General features: G+C 62.6%; 13 protein-coding genes, 2 tRNA genes, 1 rRNA gene and 1 riboswitch. Of the genes, 6 read left to right on the plus strand and 10 right to left on the minus strand.

What is annotated here, in order from left to right; genetic code table 11:
• Positions 1-259: 259 nt before the first annotated feature.
• The 3 genes from SO156_RS21420 to SO156_RS21430 form a co-directional block, all read right to left on the minus strand.
• Positions 260-335 (minus strand) — tRNA-Ala (locus SO156_RS21420).
• A gap of 35 nt (positions 336-370) precedes the next feature.
• Positions 371-447 (minus strand) — tRNA-Ile (locus SO156_RS21425).
• 222 nt (positions 448-669) lie between these two features.
• Positions 670-2,158, minus strand: a 16S ribosomal RNA gene (locus SO156_RS21430).
• Between the two features lie 1,007 nt (positions 2,159-3,165).
• Between SO156_RS21430 and SO156_RS21435 the strand changes: the two genes are divergently transcribed.
• Complete coding sequence (locus SO156_RS21435) at positions 3,166-5,232, plus strand: peptidoglycan DD-metalloendopeptidase family protein (RefSeq protein WP_458143901.1); 2,067 nt, start codon at positions 3,166-3,168, stop codon at positions 5,230-5,232.
• A gap of 158 nt (positions 5,233-5,390) precedes the next feature.
• The gene (locus tag SO156_RS21440) at positions 5,391-5,753 is read left to right on the plus strand and encodes an SPW repeat protein (RefSeq protein WP_498536158.1); all 363 of its coding nucleotides are present in this window, start codon (positions 5,391-5,393) and stop codon (positions 5,751-5,753) included.
• A 61-nt stretch (positions 5,754-5,814) separates the two neighbouring features.
• On the opposite strand, the gene SO156_RS21445 is transcribed toward SO156_RS21440, so the two are convergent.
• Complete coding sequence (locus SO156_RS21445) at positions 5,815-6,228, minus strand: hypothetical protein (protein WP_458143906.1); 414 nt, start codon at positions 6,226-6,228, stop codon at positions 5,815-5,817.
• A gap of 309 nt (positions 6,229-6,537) precedes the next feature.
• On the opposite strand from SO156_RS21445, the gene SO156_RS21450 reads away from it, so the two are divergent.
• The gene (locus SO156_RS21450; protein WP_458143908.1) at positions 6,538-6,804 is read left to right on the plus strand and encodes a hypothetical protein; all 267 of its coding nucleotides are present in this window, start codon (positions 6,538-6,540) and stop codon (positions 6,802-6,804) included.
• A gap of 82 nt (positions 6,805-6,886) precedes the next feature.
• On the opposite strand, the gene clpB is transcribed toward SO156_RS21450, so the two are convergent.
• Positions 6,887-9,526 carry an ATP-dependent chaperone ClpB gene (gene clpB / locus SO156_RS21455; protein WP_458143910.1) on the minus strand — a complete coding sequence of 880 codons (2,640 nt, stop codon included), beginning with the start codon at positions 9,524-9,526 and terminating at the stop codon, positions 6,887-6,889.
• A gap of 240 nt (positions 9,527-9,766) precedes the next feature.
• Here clpB and SO156_RS21460 point away from each other — a divergent pair, with 240 nt between their 5' ends.
• Entirely contained in the window at positions 9,767-10,555 is a 789-nt protein-coding gene (locus SO156_RS21460; protein WP_498536159.1) for an MOSC domain-containing protein, read from the plus strand.
• A gap of 13 nt (positions 10,556-10,568) precedes the next feature.
• On the opposite strand, the gene SO156_RS21465 is transcribed toward SO156_RS21460, so the two are convergent.
• The 3 genes from SO156_RS21465 to SO156_RS21475 form a co-directional block, all read right to left on the minus strand.
• Complete coding sequence (locus SO156_RS21465) at positions 10,569-11,231, minus strand: hypothetical protein (RefSeq protein ID WP_498536160.1); 663 nt, start codon at positions 11,229-11,231, stop codon at positions 10,569-10,571.
• A gap of 128 nt (positions 11,232-11,359) precedes the next feature.
• Entirely contained in the window at positions 11,360-11,830 is a 471-nt protein-coding gene (locus SO156_RS21470; RefSeq protein ID WP_498536161.1) for a hypothetical protein, read from the minus strand.
• Positions 11,831-12,109: 279 nt separating this feature from the next.
• Entirely contained in the window at positions 12,110-12,757 is a 648-nt protein-coding gene (locus tag SO156_RS21475; protein ID WP_498536162.1) for a TIGR02594 family protein, read from the minus strand.
• 236 nt (positions 12,758-12,993) lie between these two features.
• Between SO156_RS21475 and SO156_RS21480 the strand changes: the two genes are divergently transcribed.
• Positions 12,994-13,860 (plus strand): alpha/beta fold hydrolase, encoded by an 867-nt coding sequence (locus tag SO156_RS21480; protein WP_498536163.1) that lies wholly within the window; start codon positions 12,994-12,996, stop codon positions 13,858-13,860.
• Positions 13,861-13,914: 54 nt separating this feature from the next.
• Here the strand turns inward: SO156_RS21480 and metW are convergent, their stop codons facing one another.
• Positions 13,915-14,577: a methionine biosynthesis protein MetW gene (metW, locus tag SO156_RS21485; protein WP_498536164.1), complete on the minus strand. Its 663-nt coding sequence runs from the start codon at positions 14,575-14,577 to the stop codon at positions 13,915-13,917.
• Between the two features lies 1 nt (position 14,578).
• Positions 14,579-15,778 (minus strand): homoserine O-acetyltransferase MetX, encoded by a 1,200-nt coding sequence (gene metX, locus SO156_RS21490; protein WP_498536165.1) that lies wholly within the window; start codon positions 15,776-15,778, stop codon positions 14,579-14,581.
• A gap of 90 nt (positions 15,779-15,868) precedes the next feature.
• Positions 15,869-15,948, minus strand: a riboswitch (SAM riboswitch).
• Between the two features lie 192 nt (positions 15,949-16,140).
• On the opposite strand from metX, the gene SO156_RS21495 reads away from it, so the two are divergent.
• The gene (locus SO156_RS21495) at positions 16,141-17,001 is read left to right on the plus strand and encodes a chorismate mutase (protein WP_458143922.1); all 861 of its coding nucleotides are present in this window, start codon (positions 16,141-16,143) and stop codon (positions 16,999-17,001) included.
• Positions 17,002-17,007: the final 6 nt, after the last annotated feature.

The raw sequence follows: 17,007 nt of genomic DNA on the forward strand, positions 1-17,007 counted from the left end.
GGCGGTCAAGCTTCGCTAAAAGGATCATTTACAACTCACCGCCAACCTCACGGTTGAAAGCGAGCGCCGAAATGATCCGGAGATAATGAAGGCTCGCGCAACGATTTGCTGCACGATCCAACTCGGATCGATCTCCTCTTTACGATGTCAGAAATCACGCAACCTCACCGTCCATCCGGACTGGTGGGTGCGAAGTGATGTTTCGCGGACGATTTAGGTGCAAGACCTAGGTACAAGCTGCGCCGGCAATCAAACCATCTGGTGGAGCCAGACGGGATCGAACCGACGACCTCATGCTTGCAAAGCACGCGCTCTCCCAGCTGAGCTATGGCCCCGTAACCAGAAGACGAATGCCTACACTCGATGAAAGTGGTGGGCCTGGGAAGACTTGAACTTCCGACCTCACGCTTATCAAGCGCGCGCTCTAACCAACTGAGCTACAAGCCCCTAACGCATATCCTTCCTAGGACAAGGGTCTTGCTCGCGTGCGACCGGCGGCAAGCGCCAATCGTACAGCGCAGCCCCTGGCGCGTGTTCGTCCGCGAAGAAAGAGAAACGAAGACGGCGAAATCCCGCCAATGGAGCTCAACGATCTGGCGATCTGTTGGCCCCTGATGTTTCTAAAACGGTCCGATAGTGAGCGTGAGCTCTCTGAAGGACCATCCTTAGAAAGGAGGTGATCCAGCCGCAGGTTCCCCTACGGCTACCTTGTTACGACTTCACCCCAGTCGCTGACCCTACCGTGGCCGGCTGCCTCCATTGCTGGTTAGCGCACCGTCTTCAGGTAAAGCCAACTCCCATGGTGTGACGGGCGGTGTGTACAAGGCCCGGGAACGTATTCACCGTGGCGTGCTGATCCACGATTACTAGCGATTCCAACTTCATGGGCTCGAGTTGCAGAGCCCAATCCGAACTGAGACGGCTTTTTGAGATTTGCTAGGACTTGCGTCTTCGCTTCCCATTGTCACCGCCATTGTAGCACGTGTGTAGCCCAGCCCGTAAGGGCCATGAGGACTTGACGTCATCCCCACCTTCCTCGCGGCTTATCACCGGCAGTCTCCTTAGAGTGCTCAACTAAATGGTAGCAACTAAGGACGGGGGTTGCGCTCGTTGCGGGACTTAACCCAACATCTCACGACACGAGCTGACGACAGCCATGCAGCACCTGTGTTCCAGGCTCCGAAGAGAAGGTCACGTCTCTGCGACCGGTCCTGGACATGTCAAGGGCTGGTAAGGTTCTGCGCGTTGCGTCGAATTAAACCACATGCTCCACCGCTTGTGCGGGCCCCCGTCAATTCCTTTGAGTTTTAATCTTGCGACCGTACTCCCCAGGCGGAATGCTTAAAGCGTTAGCTGCGCCACTAGTGAGTAAACCCACTAACGGCTGGCATTCATCGTTTACGGCGTGGACTACCAGGGTATCTAATCCTGTTTGCTCCCCACGCTTTCGTGCCTCAGCGTCAGTACCGGGCCAGTGAGCCGCCTTCGCCACTGGTGTTCTTGCGAATATCTACGAATTTCACCTCTACACTCGCAGTTCCACTCACCTCTCCCGGACTCAAGATCTTCAGTATCAAAGGCAGTTCTGGAGTTGAGCTCCAGGATTTCACCCCTGACTTAAAGACCCGCCTACGCACCCTTTACGCCCAGTGATTCCGAGCAACGCTAGCCCCCTTCGTATTACCGCGGCTGCTGGCACGAAGTTAGCCGGGGCTTATTCTTGCGGTACCGTCATTATCTTCCCGCACAAAAGAGCTTTACAACCCTAGGGCCTTCATCACTCACGCGGCATGGCTGGATCAGGGTTGCCCCCATTGTCCAATATTCCCCACTGCTGCCTCCCGTAGGAGTTTGGGCCGTGTCTCAGTCCCAATGTGGCTGATCATCCTCTCAGACCAGCTACTGATCGTCGCCTTGGTGAGCCGTTACCTCACCAACTAGCTAATCAGACGCGGGCCGATCTTTCGGCGATAAATCTTTCCCCGTAAGGGCTTATCCGGTATTAGCACAAGTTTCCCTGTGTTGTTCCGAACCAAAAGGTACGTTCCCACGCGTTACTCACCCGTCTGCCGCTGATGTATTGCTACACCCGCTCGACTTGCATGTGTTAAGCCTGCCGCCAGCGTTCGCTCTGAGCCAGGATCAAACTCTCAAGTTGGACTTGAACTTTGAACCGGCTGATCACAACGTTTGACGAGGTCCCACCAAATCGCATAGCGATTCACATCGCTAGCGAACTGACCTCCGAAGAGGCCATGGTGTTACCTTTGAAACGTGTACCGCCGAAGTCTTTCGTCCGGTCTCGATCAGAAAAGCCGAAGCTTTTCAGAAGCGAGACCCGCAAGGACTCCGCCGTCCACGTTTCTCTTTCTTCATCTTCACTTGTCAAACAGCCCGGGACCGGAGAGGCCCCAACCTTCCTGGGAGGAAGGGTTCCGACACCCTTACCGACGATGAATGAACTCCAACCGACTAGCGTCGGCTGTTGTGCACTCAACAAGGTGAGGAGCATCAGTGGCGCGTTCGCTCGCCTCGGTCAGTGACCCGGCGGCGCCGCGCTCAGTGGTCGTGCTTATAGGCCCCTCCCCTCGGCGCTGTCAACGGGTATTGTCAACAAATCGTCGCACGGCCGAAGTTTGTGTGCAGTGCGGAAAAAAGCCGGTGTTTTCCGAGGCTTACGCGACAGGCACTTCGGCCTTCGACGACGCATTCGAAGAAAAACGCGAAAAAAGTTTGGTCCGCGAGAGAAAAATTTGGGTTCCGACCGGGGCTCAGAGGAGCCCTCTTGGCGGCAGCTCGCCCCGAGGTCCAATTGGGAAACTTTTTCAGAGTTAGGCGCCGTACTAGAGCCACAATCCCGCGGCGTTCTGGTATGACACAAGCTTGAATCGTTGGACGCCAGTGGGGGCTGCCGGCGATTTTCACTGGTCAAGGGGTGGCGAGCGATCTGTAAAGATGCAGCTGCCTTCCCGGGACATTCGAGAGACATCGAGAGACTTTCATCCGCTTCGCTGTTCGTGAACTTGGCCGGCCCGTTCGAGGGCTTTCTGGCTGACGAACGTCTTCAAGCGGCGCGCCTTGTTCCGAAGATCCCCCTTAAGAGGGCGAGTACGGCAAGGCGCGAGAACAGGCTTCGCGCATGTCGGTGATATTGGGGGACTTGGGTTGAACCATAGGGCGCCACGCGGGGGTTATGGGCGTGAGACCGGGATCATCGATCTCGGCCACGAACCGCCGCTTTCCGTCGATGGTTCCGAAGCTGCCGTCATCGATCGCCGTCGCGTCTCCGTACAATGGTTCAGCGGCACGATTCTGACCGGACTCTGCGGCGCGGCCTTGATCGGCGGCGCCGTTTTCGCATCGCTCGACGGCGAGATGACGTTTGCCAAGGTGCCGGAGCGCGTCGAAGGCGTGCTGCGCGGCGCATTCGGCGCCAATGATCGCGCCGCGACCGTGCACAAGAGCGACCGCCTGCCGCCACCGAGTGAATCCACCGCCTCGCGCAACGTGGTGCGCGTTTCCACTGTTGCCCGCGTCGGCAACCGCGACGTGATGCGGGTGCGGCCCTTCGTCCGCATCGCCGGCAACCTCTCGATGACGGCGAGCGATCTGTCGGCCAAGATCCCGCCGTTCAATGCCCAGCGCCTACTGACCGACGTCGGCTCCGACCCGAAGACCGCGTCCGACGATCCCAACAATCCCGAGGCGGTCGAGCCCGACGCCGAAGTTTCCTTCGTCACGAAGGATCTCTCGCCGGTGCTGCCGAAGGCGAAGATCGCGGCGGTCGTCGCGCTCGACGATATCCTGATGCGGGTGCGCGATGCCGCCAACTGGCGCGGCAATGGCGGCGGCGTCCGCTATGCCGCGCTCGCCAACGCCACCGCCGACGTCTCGGGCGCGACCGGCCCCTCCGACATGAAGATGGCCTACGCCACCGAGGCGCCCTCGGCGGACCCCTATGCCGGCTTCGAGACGCGTGTGGTGCCGGAAAACGTCACGCTGCTGCCGAAGACCAAGGAACAGATCACTGGCGGCAATCCCACTGGCGAGCGCGTGCACCCCGTCAAGAAGGGCGACTCGGTCGCCTCCGTGCTGCGCGATCTCGGCGCGACGGCCGAGGAGATCAAGGCGATCACGACAACGCTCGGCCCGCGCGGCCGCGACGGCGGCGTGAAGGAAGGCGAGAAGCTTCGCATCCTGATGGCGCCCGCAAGCCCCGGCGCAAGGCTTCAGCCCTACCGCGTGGTCGTCGCCAACGACACCACCGTCGAAGCCATCGCCGCGCTGTCGGATCTCGGCAAATACGTCGCGGTCGACGTCTCCAGCATGAACACGGTCGCCGACGCGACCGCGAACACGAACAGTGACGACGATGACGACGACGACGGCACCGGCGTCCGGCTCTACCAGAGCATCTACGAGACCGCGATGCGCAACAAAGTGCCGATGCCGGTCATCGACGACATGATCAAGATCTACTCCTACGACGTCGATTTCCAGCGCAAGGTGCAGCCGGGCGATTCCTTCGACGTCTTCTACGCCGGCGACGACGAGGGTACGGCGGCGGCCGACAAGAGCGAGGTGCTGTTCGCTTCCCTCACGGTCGGCGGCGAGACCAAGAAATACTACCGCTTCCAGAGCCCCGACGACGGCGTCGTCGACTACTATGACGAGACCGGCAAGAGCGCGAAGAAGTTCCTGGTCAGGAAGCCCGTCAACAGCGCCATCATGCGCTCCGGCTTCGGCGGCCGGCGCCACCCGATCCTCGGCTACGTGAAGATGCACACCGGCGTCGACTGGGCCACCGCCTACGGCACGCCGATCTTCGCCGCCGGCAACGGCGTGATCGAAAAGGCCCAGCTCGAAGGCGGCTACGGCAAGTACGTTCGCATCAAGCACAACAACGGCTACGAGACCGCCTACGGCCACATGTCGGCGTTCGCGAAGGGCATGGAGCCCGGCAAGCAGGTGCGGCAGGGCCAGGTGATCGGCTTCGTCGGTTCGACCGGCCAGTCGACCGGACCCCACGTTCACTACGAAATCCTGGTCAACGGCCGCTTCGTCGATCCGATGCGCGTCAAGCTGCCGCGTGGTCGCTCGCTCGAAGGGCCGATCATGGCCGGCTTCGAGAAGGAACGCGACCGCATCGAGACGATGATGAGCAACCGCTCAAGCGGCATCGCCCGCATCTCGGATGCGACCGGCGGCCCGCTCCAGGTCACGAACCGCTAGAACCCTCCTCCTGTTCGTCGGTGGTCTGGAGCTCGCATTCGCGTGTGCGCGGCCACTTCGACAAAGGTCTCACGGTCGCCGCGGGAACCGCGAGGAACCGCGTGGTGCGCGGGCCAGTTGTTCTGTCATCACGGGCAGGACTCCGATGGAGCAATGCCATGGACAATTGGACGAACGCAAAACTATGCGACGTCGCGAACCTGATCCTCGGCGCGTTCCTGTTCGTCTCACCCTGGATTTTCGGTTTCGACGCCGGACACGCCTCTCAGAACGCCCATATCGCAGGCATCGTGATCGCAGTGCTGGCGATCGCGGCGCTGGCTGCTTTTGCGGTGTGGGAGGAATGGCTGAACCTGATCGTCGGCCTGTGGACGCTGATTTCGCCTTGGGTGCTCAGCTTCCATGCCAACAGGGCGGAAATGACGGTTCACGTCGTGGTCGGTATTCTGGTTGCCGTGCTTGCGGCGATCGAACTCTGGATCATGTCGCAGACCCCGCCGCGGCTGACGGCAAGCCGCTAGCAAGCGGCCGGTTGGTGCTTCACCGCGGGAGATCGCATCGCGCCGATCTTCCGCGGCAGCCCTACGACAGCGCCGAGGCGCGCACGATCACGAACACGATCCCGATCGCCGTTAGGCCGAACGAGACGGCCATCAGCGGCAAGAGGACGTCGATCGCAGCGTGCGTGCCGTGAAGCTTCGCGCCCCAGACCACGAAATCGCCCGCCTCCCAATCGTGCAGGGATGTGCGACCGAGCGGCGGCTCGTTCGACATCCGATGCTTGCGCCAGAGGCGGGAGAGGATCCAGGGCAGGCCGACCGCGACAACGAACAGCAGCGTCACGAAGCCGAGTGAAAGGCTGACGTCGCTGCTGCGGTCGAACAGCACCCAGGCCATCAGCGCGAACCAGGCGATGAGGGCGACTGCGGCGCCGTAGATCTTGGGGTGAAGCTGGTCGAAGACGGGTCGATTGTGGGAGACGAGATCCCTGTTCATGGCGATACCTCGCGCTGGCTGGGGATTCGCCGTGACCCTCAAACAAGTTTCGCTACGGCAACCGACGGGGATCGCGAACTGGTTGACTTGAGGATGGCGTGACTTGCCGAGTGAGTTCCGGCGCTGGATCGCTCCGTCCACCGGCGAATCCATTGGGGCAACCGCCGCCCACGGCGGCCGTTTCATTAATTATCCTCCAGCGTGCAGCCCTCTGCTGCCTCTCCCGGTGGCGCGGAACCAATCGACGGTCATGATAATTTATTCCTCTGGTGCGAATTCCAACCGATCGAGTCAGGAGGAGGACGATTCATGGGGCACCTCTCACGCGACGACGTCACCAAGGCCGTCAGCGGGGCTGACGACGTCACCATTGCAGAGATCATCGGAACAGGCGCGACCATCGACGAGCTCGCCGAAGCCCAGGCCTGGCTCGCCAATGACGAGCCCATGATCAACGACCTGCGGCCGCTGGCTCAGGGCCGCGTGCGCGAGCTGGTGGATATCCTGTCGGAGCTCGAACAGGACGATGACGAGCAAGGCCCGGCCAATCCGGGCTCCGTGTCCACAGCCAGCTAGCCAGCAGGATCTGACAAAACAAACTCGCCCCGGAGAGGACGACCTCTCAGGGGCGGTTTGTTGTTTGGAGCGACAGGGACGATCAGTTCAGCTTGCGCTTCGGCACCGGTGCCTCGAACTGGGCGATCTCGGCCGTCTGCTGCGCCTTGCCGTTGAAGGTCAGCACGTTGCCCTCGGTGGAGATCCCAACGGTGTCACCGTCCTTCACCTCGCCGGCCAGGATCATCTCGGCGAGCGGATCCTGGAGATAGCGCTGGATCACCCGCTTCAAGGGCCGCGCCCCATAAGCCGGATCCCAGCCCTTGGCAGCGAGCCAGTCGCGGCCTGCGCCATCCAGCGCCAGCGTGATCTTGCGATCGGCGAGCAGCTGCTGGAGCCGCGCGAACTGGATCTCGACGATCCGTCCCATCTCGCTCTTCTGCAAACGATGGAACAGGATGATCTCGTCGACGCGGTTGAGAAACTCTGGCCTGAAATGTCCTCGCACCGTTGCCATCACGTGCTCGCGCACGGCAGAGGTATCTTCACCCTCCGGTTGATTCACCAAAAACTCCGAACCGAGGTTCGAGGTCATGATGATCAGCGTGTTGCGGAAATCGACGGTACGGCCCTGGCCGTCGGTGAGGCGGCCGTCGTCGAGCACCTGCAACAGGACGTTGAAGACGTCAGGATGCGCTTTCTCGATCTCATCGAACAGCACGACCTGGTAGGGCCGGCGCCGCACCGCTTCGGTCAGCGCGCCACCCTCGTCATAGCCGACATAGCCCGGAGGCGCGCCGATCAGCCGCGAGACCGAGTGCTTCTCCATGTATTCGGACATGTCGAGGCGGACCATCGCGGTCTCGTCGTTGAACAGATACTCCGCGAGCGCCTTGGTCAGCTCGGTCTTGCCGACGCCGGTGGGGCCCAAGAACATGAACGAGCCGATCGGCCGGTTCGGATCCTGCAGGCCCGCGCGCGAGCGGCGCACTGCGGTAGCGACCGCATGCACGGCCTCAGCTTGGCCGACGACGCGCTTGCCGAGCGCCTCCTCCATCTTGAGGAGCTTTTCCTTCTCGCCCTCCAGCATCTTGTCGACGGGCACGCCGGTCCAGCGCGAGACCACCTGCGCGATGTGGTTGGCGGTGACCGCCTCCTCCATCATCTCACTGCTGCCTTCACGCGCCTCGATATCGGCGAGCTTCTTCTCCAGCTCCGGGATCCGGCCATAAGCCAGCTCGCCGGCCTTCTGGAATTCGCCGCGCCGCTGCGCATTGGCAAGCTCGACGCGCAGGGCGTCGAGCTCGGCCTTGAGCTTCTGCGCGTTGGAGAGCTTGTTCTTCTCAGCGCTCCAGCGCGACGTCAGCGCCGCCGATTTCTCCTCGAGATCGGCAAGCTCCTTCTCCAGCGCCTGGAGGCGGGTCTTGGAGCCGAGATCGCTTTCCTTCTTGAGGGCTTCCTGCTCGATCTTGAGCCGGATGATCTCGCGATCCAGCGAATCCAGCTCCTCGGGCTTGGAATCGACCTGCATCTTCAGCCGTGCGGCGGCCTCGTCCATGAGGTCGATCGCCTTGTCCGGCAGGAAGCGATCGGTGATGTAGCGGTTGGACAGCGTCGTCGCCGCCACCAGCGCGGAATCGGTGATCCGCACGCCGTGGTGCTGCTCGTACTTGTCCTTCAGCCCGCGCAGGATCGAGATGGTGTCCTCGACCGATGGCTCGCTGACGAAGATCGGCTGGAAGCGCCGGGCCAGCGCCGCGTCCTTCTCGACGTGCTTCTGATACTCATCGAGCGTGGTCGCGCCGATGCAGTGCAATTCGCCGCGGGCAAGCGCGGGCTTGAGCAGGTTCGACGCGTCCATCGCGCCGTCGGCCTTGCCGGCACCGATCAGCGTGTGCATCTCGTCGATGAACAGGATGAAGGTGCCTTCGGTCGCGGTGACCTCCTGGAGCACGGCCTTCAGCCGCTCCTCGAACTCGCCGCGGTATTTTGCGCCGGCGATCAGTGCGCCGAGGTCGAGCGAGAGCAGCTTCTTGTCCTTGAGGCTTTCCGGCACGTCGCCATTGACGATGCGCAGCGCCAGTCCCTCGACAATGGCGGTCTTGCCGACGCCGGGTTCGCCGATCAGCACGGGATTGTTCTTCGTACGGCGGGAGAGCACCTGGATGGTGCGGCGAATCTCCTCGTCGCGACCGATCACCGGATCGAGCTTACCGTCGCGCGCGGCCTGCGTGAGATCGCGGGCGTATTTCTTCAGCGCGTCGTAGGCGTTCTCGGCGGTTGCGCTATCGGCCGTGCGGCCCTTGCGCAGCGCCTCGATCGCCGCATTGAGGTTTTGCGGGGTGACGCCGCCCTTGCTGAGGATCGTGCCGGCTTCGCTGCTCTTTTCGAGCGCGAGCCCGAGCAGCAGGCGCTCGACCGTGACGAAACTGTCGCCGGCCTTCTCGCCGGCCTTTTCGGCAGCGTCAAAGGTGCGCGCGAGCTCGGGCGCCAGATAGATCTGCCCGGCGCCACCGCCGCTGACCTTCGGCACCTTGTTCAGGGCGTCCTCGGTCGCCTTCAAAATCGCGCGGGAATTGCCGCCGGCACGGTCGATCAGACCGGCAGCGAGGCCCTCATTGTCGTCAAGGAGGACTTTCAGGAGATGGAGTGTAGAAAACTGCTGGTGCCCCTCGCGCATTGCGAGCGACTGCGCGGACTGGACGAAGCCCCTGGAGCGTTCGGTGTATTTTTCAATGTTCATTTTGTCTTTCCCTCGGCCTGCCCCTGGAGCCCTCTAAGGCACTCCAAATGGCATCTTCATTGGGTTTCCGCTCGCCGCATTGACGTTCCTCAAGCAGCAAACGGTCGTTAGCAGCCGACGCTGGCGCCGGCCTGACGCAGATGTGGGAACCAAGTCACGGGAACGGAAGAGGCTTCTTCACAAATTCGTGCGCCAAATGGCCGGCTTGGCGCCGGCGGGTAGAATCCCTTAACTAGCGCCATGATGACCAGTCCGACTGCCGAGATCACCGGCCTTTACCGCTATCCGGTCAAAGGCCTCACGCCCGAGCCCCTGCCTCGCGTTGCGTTGCGGGTCGGGCAGACCCTCCCCGCCGACCGCCGCTATGCCATCGAGAACGGCCCGAGCGGGTTCGATCCGGAGGCGCCGCAATGGATGCCCAAGACCCAGTTCCTGATGCTGATGCGCAATGAGCGGCTAGCCGGCCTCAACAGCCGGTTCGAGGACGCGACCAATCTTCTGACCATCCGCAAGGACGGCGAGGTCGTCGCCAGCGGCGACCTGGAGACGGCAAGCGGGCGCGCTGCCATCGAGAGCTACTTCACCGGCAATTTCCAGAGCGAGCTGCGGGGCCCGCCAAAAGTGCTGTCGGGGCGCGACCACAGTTTTTCGGATGTCGCTAGCAAGGTCGTCTCCATCATTAATCTCGGCAGCGTCGGCGCCATCGAGGAGATGCTCGGCGGCACCGCCGTGCATCCCCTGCGCTTCCGCGGCAACCTCTACGTTCAGGGCTGGCCGGCCTGGTCCGAGCTCGACCTCGTCGGCCACACGCTGGCGATCGGCAATGCGCGGCTGAAGGTGGTCAAGCGCATCAAGCGCTGCGCGGCGACCAATGTCGATCCTGTGACCGCGGAACGCGATCTCGAAATCCCGCCGACGCTGTCGCGCCATCTCGGCCACATGGATTGCGGCATCTATGCCGAGGTGATCGCAGGTGGTGAGATTGGCGTTGGCGACAAGATCGTGATGGAAGAGCCGAAGCTGGTGTGAGAGGACTGTCCCGCTACGTCCGGGGCCGCAAGATCGGCTGACCGCTTTTCAACCGTTCCAGAAAATCCTGTGGATCGATGGACCCACCATCGCCGAAGCTTAGCTGGCGCAGCGAGGCGTCTAGCTGGCGCAGTGAGGCGTCGCGGTCGTGGCGCGGCTCGATCGCCTGGGCAGCCGCATCGGTGTAGCCGATCGGCAGGCAATAGCCATCGCCGAACTCCATCTCGGCGGAGCCCCCGACCTCGGCCCAAATGTCCCACCCGTAGAAGAAGCGTGTCCGCAAGCTTCCGGAGACGATCAGCGTCGAATCCTCGAACGAGTTGAGGATGAGATCGCGGGCGACGAGATCGCCGTCGATGACGGTAAGTTTCCCGTAGGTGCCGGCAAAGGAGCCGCAGCTGACATTGCCGAACACAATGAAGAGCCCACCCCCGTCGTAACCATCGGGATTGCAGAGATCGGCAAGACCATCAACCTTGAGATCGCCGAGAACGATCGTGGCAAATGCCGGCGCCTGCAACAGGTTGGCAGCCGACAGTGGTCCGCGATGCACGATGCAATCGTCGGCTTCGTACAAATGCGCGAAGTCGTGGCCACACCGCTCGAGAAAGGTCGGCGAGCCGTTGCCAGCGATGATCCCGTCGAATTCCGCCAGCGTCACTTTCTCGAACGCCATGATTGATACATCCCTTTCGGCCAGTGGCATGCCGGAGGACCGATCGACCGCCCAACCGCCAACCCTGTTGTCGCCTGTCGCGACCGCCGGGTTCAAAGGATCAGGCTTCGCCGCATTGCCTGCTTGGCTTACTTGAAAATCGGTCGACCGCTTCTGATCAGGTTCAGAAAACGGTGAGGCTCGATATAGTCCGTGTTGTCGAGATTGAGCCGGCGTAGCGACGTCGCGCGATTATGCAATGGTTCGATCGCTTCAGCACCGGCGCTGGTATAACCGATCGGCAGGCAGTAGCCGTCGCCATAGTGCATCTCGGCCTTGCCGCCGACCACCGCCGAGATGTCCCGGCCGTAGAAAAAATAGGTCCGCAGGTTTCCCCTCACCACCAACGCGGAGTCATCGAAGGCATTCAGAATCAACGAGTCGGCTTCGAGATTGCCGTCGATGAACGTCCCCTTGGCAAAGCCCGTCGAGAACACCGTGCTGGCGACATTGCCGAGCACAACGAACACCCCACCTTCATCAAATGCACCCGCGCTCCCAAGATCGACCAGGCCGTCGACGGTCAGATCGCCCATCACCAGCGTGTTGAAGGCCGGCACGTCGACGAATTCGGATGCTGCGAGCGGCCCGCGAAGCACGGCACAATCATCCCGCGCAGGTGGGTCAGACTCCAGATCGTAACGGGCGAGCTCCCGCCGAAATCTGGCCGATCCATTGTTCGCCAGAAGCTCGTCGAAGACGGCCCGCGTCACTCTCTCGAACGTCATCCTGCCGCACCCCCCATGATCCGCCGGGCAAATGGCGCTAACCGCCGAGCCCGCGCCTCCTTAAGGTCGCACGAGCCCGACGACAGGTTCGCAATGTGCGGGAACGATCGATCAGTTCGGCATCACGTACGCATAGATCCGCCCGCGCGAGATCGGTGCCTCGCGGACGCGATTGCCGTTGTTGCCGGAGATCATGATCGGATTGCCCTTGGCGTCGATGCCGGTGATGATGCCGACATGGCCGCCGCGGCGACCGCGCGACATGACCGCAATCGCGCCGACCTGCGGACCGGAGACACGCGTTCCGTAATGCGCGAACGAGTTCGCCATGTCGGAGCCGGTGCCCTGGTGGCCGGTGTGCTGGAGCACCATGTTCATGAAACGCGCACACCACAGGCTGCCGCGTCCGGTCGGATTGCCACCGAGATAGCGGCGCGCTTCCGAGACGAGGCCCGAGCCACTGCCAAAGCCGCCCGCCACGGCCGCGGCATTGGCGCTCTGATCATAGCTGGCCTGCGTATCCATGAAGCCGTTCGCCTGCAATTGCGCGGCGCCGCGCTCGAAGCGCGATGAGCCTGCGTGGCGATAGTGATGATGCCTGCGCGCATGGTGCCCGGCGTGATGCACGTGAGCGTGCCGCTCTGCGCTGTGACGATGAGACCGTGCCGATGCTGGAGAGATAGATGCGGCGAACGCCGCGGAGAAGAGAGCCAGCGCGATGACGTGACGCAGCCGGCCGAACGCAAACAACTCAAACATTCTTCATCCTTCGTTGACACCCCCAATCCCCGTCGGCCGGTGCGGCGGCCGACATCCGCGGGTCGTATGAAAGTCGAGATGTGGCGAGAGCAAGGCACAATGCTGCATAGCAGAAATTCGCTTCAGGGAATTTATGCGATGATCCTGTGTCGATGCTGGTCTGATGCTGCCGCATTGCTGCCCACAGCATTAACTGCGATGCTTAACGCGACGGCTCAGAAAGAGGGAAACGGTTAATGCCCCACGCCACGACCAGGGACGATGTCCGCATCTATTTCGAGGAAGCGGGCCACGGCACACCAATCATCTTCCTGCACGAATTCGCGGCCGACTGCACCAATTGGGAGCCGCAGATGCGCTACTTCTCGCGCGGCCGTCGCTGCATCAGCTATTCGGCGCGCGGCTATACGCCGTCGGACGTGCCCGCGTCAGCCGACGTCTACACCTACAAGCACTTCTACACCGATGCACTCGCGGTGCTCGATCATCTTTCGATCGATCGCGCACATCTCGTCGGCCTCTCGATGGGCGCCTATTCCTCGCTCCAGATCGGCCTCAATGCGCCACAGCGCGCGCTATCGATGACGCTGGCCGGCGTCGGTTCAGGCTCGGAGCTCGACAATCTCGAAGCCTGGCGCCAGCAGTGCCGCGCCAACGCCGAGCAGTTCGAAACGCTCGGCTCCGTGGACGTTGCGAAAGCCACGCGCGAGGCGCCGAGCCGGATTCCCTTCCTGGTCAAGGACCCGCGCGGACACGCCGATTTCTATGCCGCACTCGCGCGGCACGATTCCAGGGGCTCGGCCAACACCATGCGCGGCTTCCAGGGCGGCCGCCCCTCGATCTACACGATGACAGATGCGATCAGAGCCGTCGCTACGCCCGCGCTGATTATCTGCGGCGACGAGGACGATCCCTGCATCGGGCCGAGCCTGTTCCTGAAGAAGCATCTGCCGGCGGCGGGACTTGCAATGTTCCCGAAGTCCGGCCACGTGCTCAATCTCGAAGAGCCCGCGCTGTTCAACGAAACGGTGGAGCGGTTCGTCGCGCTGGTGGAAGCCGGGCGTTGGCCAGTACGCGATCCGAGGTCAGTGGCTGCTAATTAGTTTGCTGTCGTTCCGGGGCGCTCGAAGAGCGAACCCGGAATGACACCAGAGGTGTCACTTCCCGCCGCCGCGGCTCAGCAGAAATACGCCCTGCTCGCCGAACAGATTCCACACCCACCAGGGCAATCGCAGCCGCAGCGGACGGCCGTAGAGATCGAGCGCTTCGGCGCGCTCCATCTTCACGCCGATCTCGTCGCAGAGCTGGACGAAGTCCTTGATGGTGCAGAAATGGATGTTGGCGGTGTCGTACCAGGTCGCCGGCAGGTTCTGCGTGCGCGGCATGTGGCCGCCGATCAGGAGCTGCAAGCGCATCTTCCAGTAGCCGAAGTTCGGGAACGACACGATGGCGCGGTGGCCGATGCGCAGAAGATTTTCCAGCACCACCCTCGGCTGCCGCGTCGCCTGAAGCGTCTGCGACAGGATCACATAGTCGAAGGCGTCGTCGGGATAGTTGATGAGGTCGGTGTCGGCGTCGCCCTGCACCACCGCGAGCCCCTTGGCGACGCAGCGGTTGACACCCTCGCGCGACAGCTCGATGCCGCGGCCGTCGATGCCGCGGTTTTCCAGGAGTTGCAGCAGATCGCCGTCGCCACAGCCCACGTCGAGCACCTTCGAGCCGCGCTTGACCATCTCCGCAACCAGCAAATGATCGGCGCGAAACTGGCCGGATTGTTCGGTCGCAAGGCCACCGAGCGGCAGCACTTCCTGTACAGACATTTCAGCCGCCCTTGCCGTTGATGCCGCGCGCCTTGCCCGCGGATTGCAGGAAGGCGCGGGAGATATCGAAGAATTCGGGGACGTCGAGCAGGAAGGCGTCATGGCCGCGATCGGTTTCGATCTCGGCGAACGACACCCGCGCGCTCGACGCGTTGAGCGCGTGCACCAGCGCGCGCGATTCCGAGGTCGGGAACAGCCAGTCGCTGGTGAACGACACCACGCAGAAGCGCGTCTTGACGCCGGCAAACGCCTTCGCCAGCACGCCATCATGGTCGCCGGCGATGTCGAAATAGTCCATCGCGCGCGTCAGGTAGAGATAGCTGTTGGCATCGAACCGCTCGACGAAAGACGAGCCCTGGTAGCGCAGATAGCTCTCGACCTGGAAATCCGCATCGAACGAGAATGTCGGTAGCTCACGGTCCTGCATGCGCCGGCCGAATTTACGATGCAGCGCTGCGTCCGAAAGGTACGTGATGTGCGCAGCCATCCGTGCCACCGCGAGCCCGCGATGCGGATGGATGCCGTGATCGGTATAGCGCCCGTTGCGCCAGTCGGGATCGGCCATGACGGCCTGGCGGCCGAGCTCGTGGAAGGCGATGTTCTGCGCGGAGTGCCGCGTCGAGCAGGCGATTGCGAGCGCCGAGAACACGCGCTCAGGATAGGCCGCGGTCCATTGCAGCACCTGCATGCCGCCCATCGAGCCTCCGACCACCGCAAACAGCGTGTCGATGCCGAGGCGATCGATCAGCATCGCCTGCGCGCGCACCATGTCGGGGATGGTGATGATGGGAAAATCCAGGCCCCACACCTTGCCCGTCGCTGGATTGAGCGAGGCAGGTCCGGTCGAGCCCATGCAGCCGCCGATGACGTTGGCGCAGATGATGAAGTACTGGCCGGGGTCGAGCGGCCGGCCGGGCCCGACCAGGGTCTCCCACCATCCGGGCTTGCCGGTGACGGGGTGGACATTCGCGACATGCTGGTCGCCGGTCAGCGCATGGCAGATCAGCACGGCGTTGGAACGCTCGGCATTGAGCTCGCCATAAGTCTGATAGGCGATCTGGAACGGGCTGAGGTCGATGCCGCAATCGAGGGGCAACGGTTGCTCGGCGCCGAAATACGCAACCTGCGAACTCGGATGATCCGCCTCATGGGAGCGCTCTTCGGCGATCGCGGGGCTCGGTACTGACGTGACGCCAACCATCTGACCATCGACCTCGTTGGCGGCGGCCCTCAAGCCACCGTTGACATCAGGCCATGAAAAACCCGGCCTGAACGATAGGTTCGGCCGGGATCGGATGCGTCCCCGGCCTGTTTAGCGAGTTTTTTAACGTGGCTGCAAGCCGGCCGGCTCAAATGACCACGGAACAGGCAAAAACTAGTTGCTGGAGCGCTTTTCGTCAAGCCGAGGCACCGATTAACCAAAGGGGGCCTTGCGAAGTCAGGCGAAAGAACCGTGATTTCTCTTTGCTTTCGGCGCCCATCCTGCCTAATCAGTCCCTTTGATGCAGCAGGTCCGCCTCTTCCGATCCGCTTTTGAAAACCTCTCAACAGCCCCTGGCAGATATGTCCCAACGTCCGCCCGCGCCACCATCGCTCCAGGAATTGCGCAAGGAGATCGATGCGATCGACGAGGAAGTGCATCGCCTCTTGATGCAGCGCGGCGACATCATCGACCGCCTGATCCAGGCGAAGCAAACGCAGGAGGTCGGCTCGGCTTTCCGGCCGGCGCGCGAGGCCAGCATGATGCGCCGCCTCGTCGAGCGCCATCGCGGCATCCTGCCGCTCGACACCATCGAGAGCATCTGGCGCGTCATCATCTCGACCTTCACTTATGTACAGGCGCCGTTCTCGGTGCATGCCGACGTCTCGGTCGGCGAGTCCGCGATGCGGGATTCGGCGCGATTCCATTTCGGCTTCACCACACCCTATGTGCCGCATTTCAGCGCGCAGGCCGCCGTCGAGGCGCTGGCGAAATCGAAGGGTGATTTGGCTCTGGTCTCGGCGATCTCGAGCCGCACGCCATGGTGGAGCGAGCTCGAGGCCGAGGGCGCGCCGAAAATCATCGCGCGGCTGCCGTTCCTCGAGCGCGCCGACCATCCGGCTGCGCTGCCCGTCTTCGTGATCTCCCGGGTCGCCGACGACGCCATGGTCACGGAGGTCCAGACCTGGAGCGTGCGCGTGTCCGGCTGGAACGCCGACACCGCGAGGGCGCTGGCGCCGCTCGCTGACATCGTCGCGGTGCCCGATACCGCCTTCGACGGCGCTGCGCTGCTGGTGTCGGAGACCGGCATCGGCTTCGAGAAGATCAAAATGGCCCTGATCCGGGCCGGCGCCTCGGTCCGCTCGTCGGCTCTCGTCGGCGGCCACGCAACGCGCTATACGGTGCCTCCGAACGGGTCGGCCAAATCCGATGTGAAGGCTTGAGCCGCC

The sequence above is a fragment of the Bradyrhizobium sp. UFLA05-125 genome (genome assembly GCF_059803515.1).

Excerpts from the sequence above, each read along its gene's own strand:
- SO156_RS21450 (WP_458143908.1), top strand. The coding sequence starts at position 6,538 with ATGGGGCACCTCTCACGCGACGACGTCACCAAGGCCGTCAGCGGGGCT.
- SO156_RS21460 (WP_498536159.1), top strand. The coding sequence starts at position 9,767 with ATGATGACCAGTCCGACTGCCGAGATCACCGGCCTTTACCGCTATCCG.
- SO156_RS21480 (WP_498536163.1), top strand. The coding sequence starts at position 12,994 with ATGCCCCACGCCACGACCAGGGACGATGTCCGCATCTATTTCGAGGAA.
- SO156_RS21475 (WP_498536162.1), bottom strand. The coding sequence starts at position 12,757 with ATGTTTGAGTTGTTTGCGTTCGGCCGGCTGCGTCACGTCATCGCGCTG.
- metX (WP_498536165.1), bottom strand. The coding sequence starts at position 15,778 with ATGGTTGGCGTCACGTCAGTACCGAGCCCCGCGATCGCCGAAGAGCGC.
- clpB (WP_458143910.1), bottom strand. The coding sequence starts at position 9,526 with ATGAACATTGAAAAATACACCGAACGCTCCAGGGGCTTCGTCCAGTCC.
- metW (WP_498536164.1), bottom strand. The coding sequence starts at position 14,577 with ATGTCTGTACAGGAAGTGCTGCCGCTCGGTGGCCTTGCGACCGAACAA.
- SO156_RS21495 (WP_458143922.1), top strand. The coding sequence starts at position 16,141 with ATGTCCCAACGTCCGCCCGCGCCACCATCGCTCCAGGAATTGCGCAAG.
- SO156_RS21465 (WP_498536160.1), bottom strand. The coding sequence starts at position 11,231 with ATGGCGTTCGAGAAAGTGACGCTGGCGGAATTCGACGGGATCATCGCT.
- SO156_RS21440 (WP_498536158.1), top strand. The coding sequence starts at position 5,391 with ATGGACAATTGGACGAACGCAAAACTATGCGACGTCGCGAACCTGATC.
- SO156_RS21445 (WP_458143906.1), bottom strand. The coding sequence starts at position 6,228 with ATGAACAGGGATCTCGTCTCCCACAATCGACCCGTCTTCGACCAGCTT.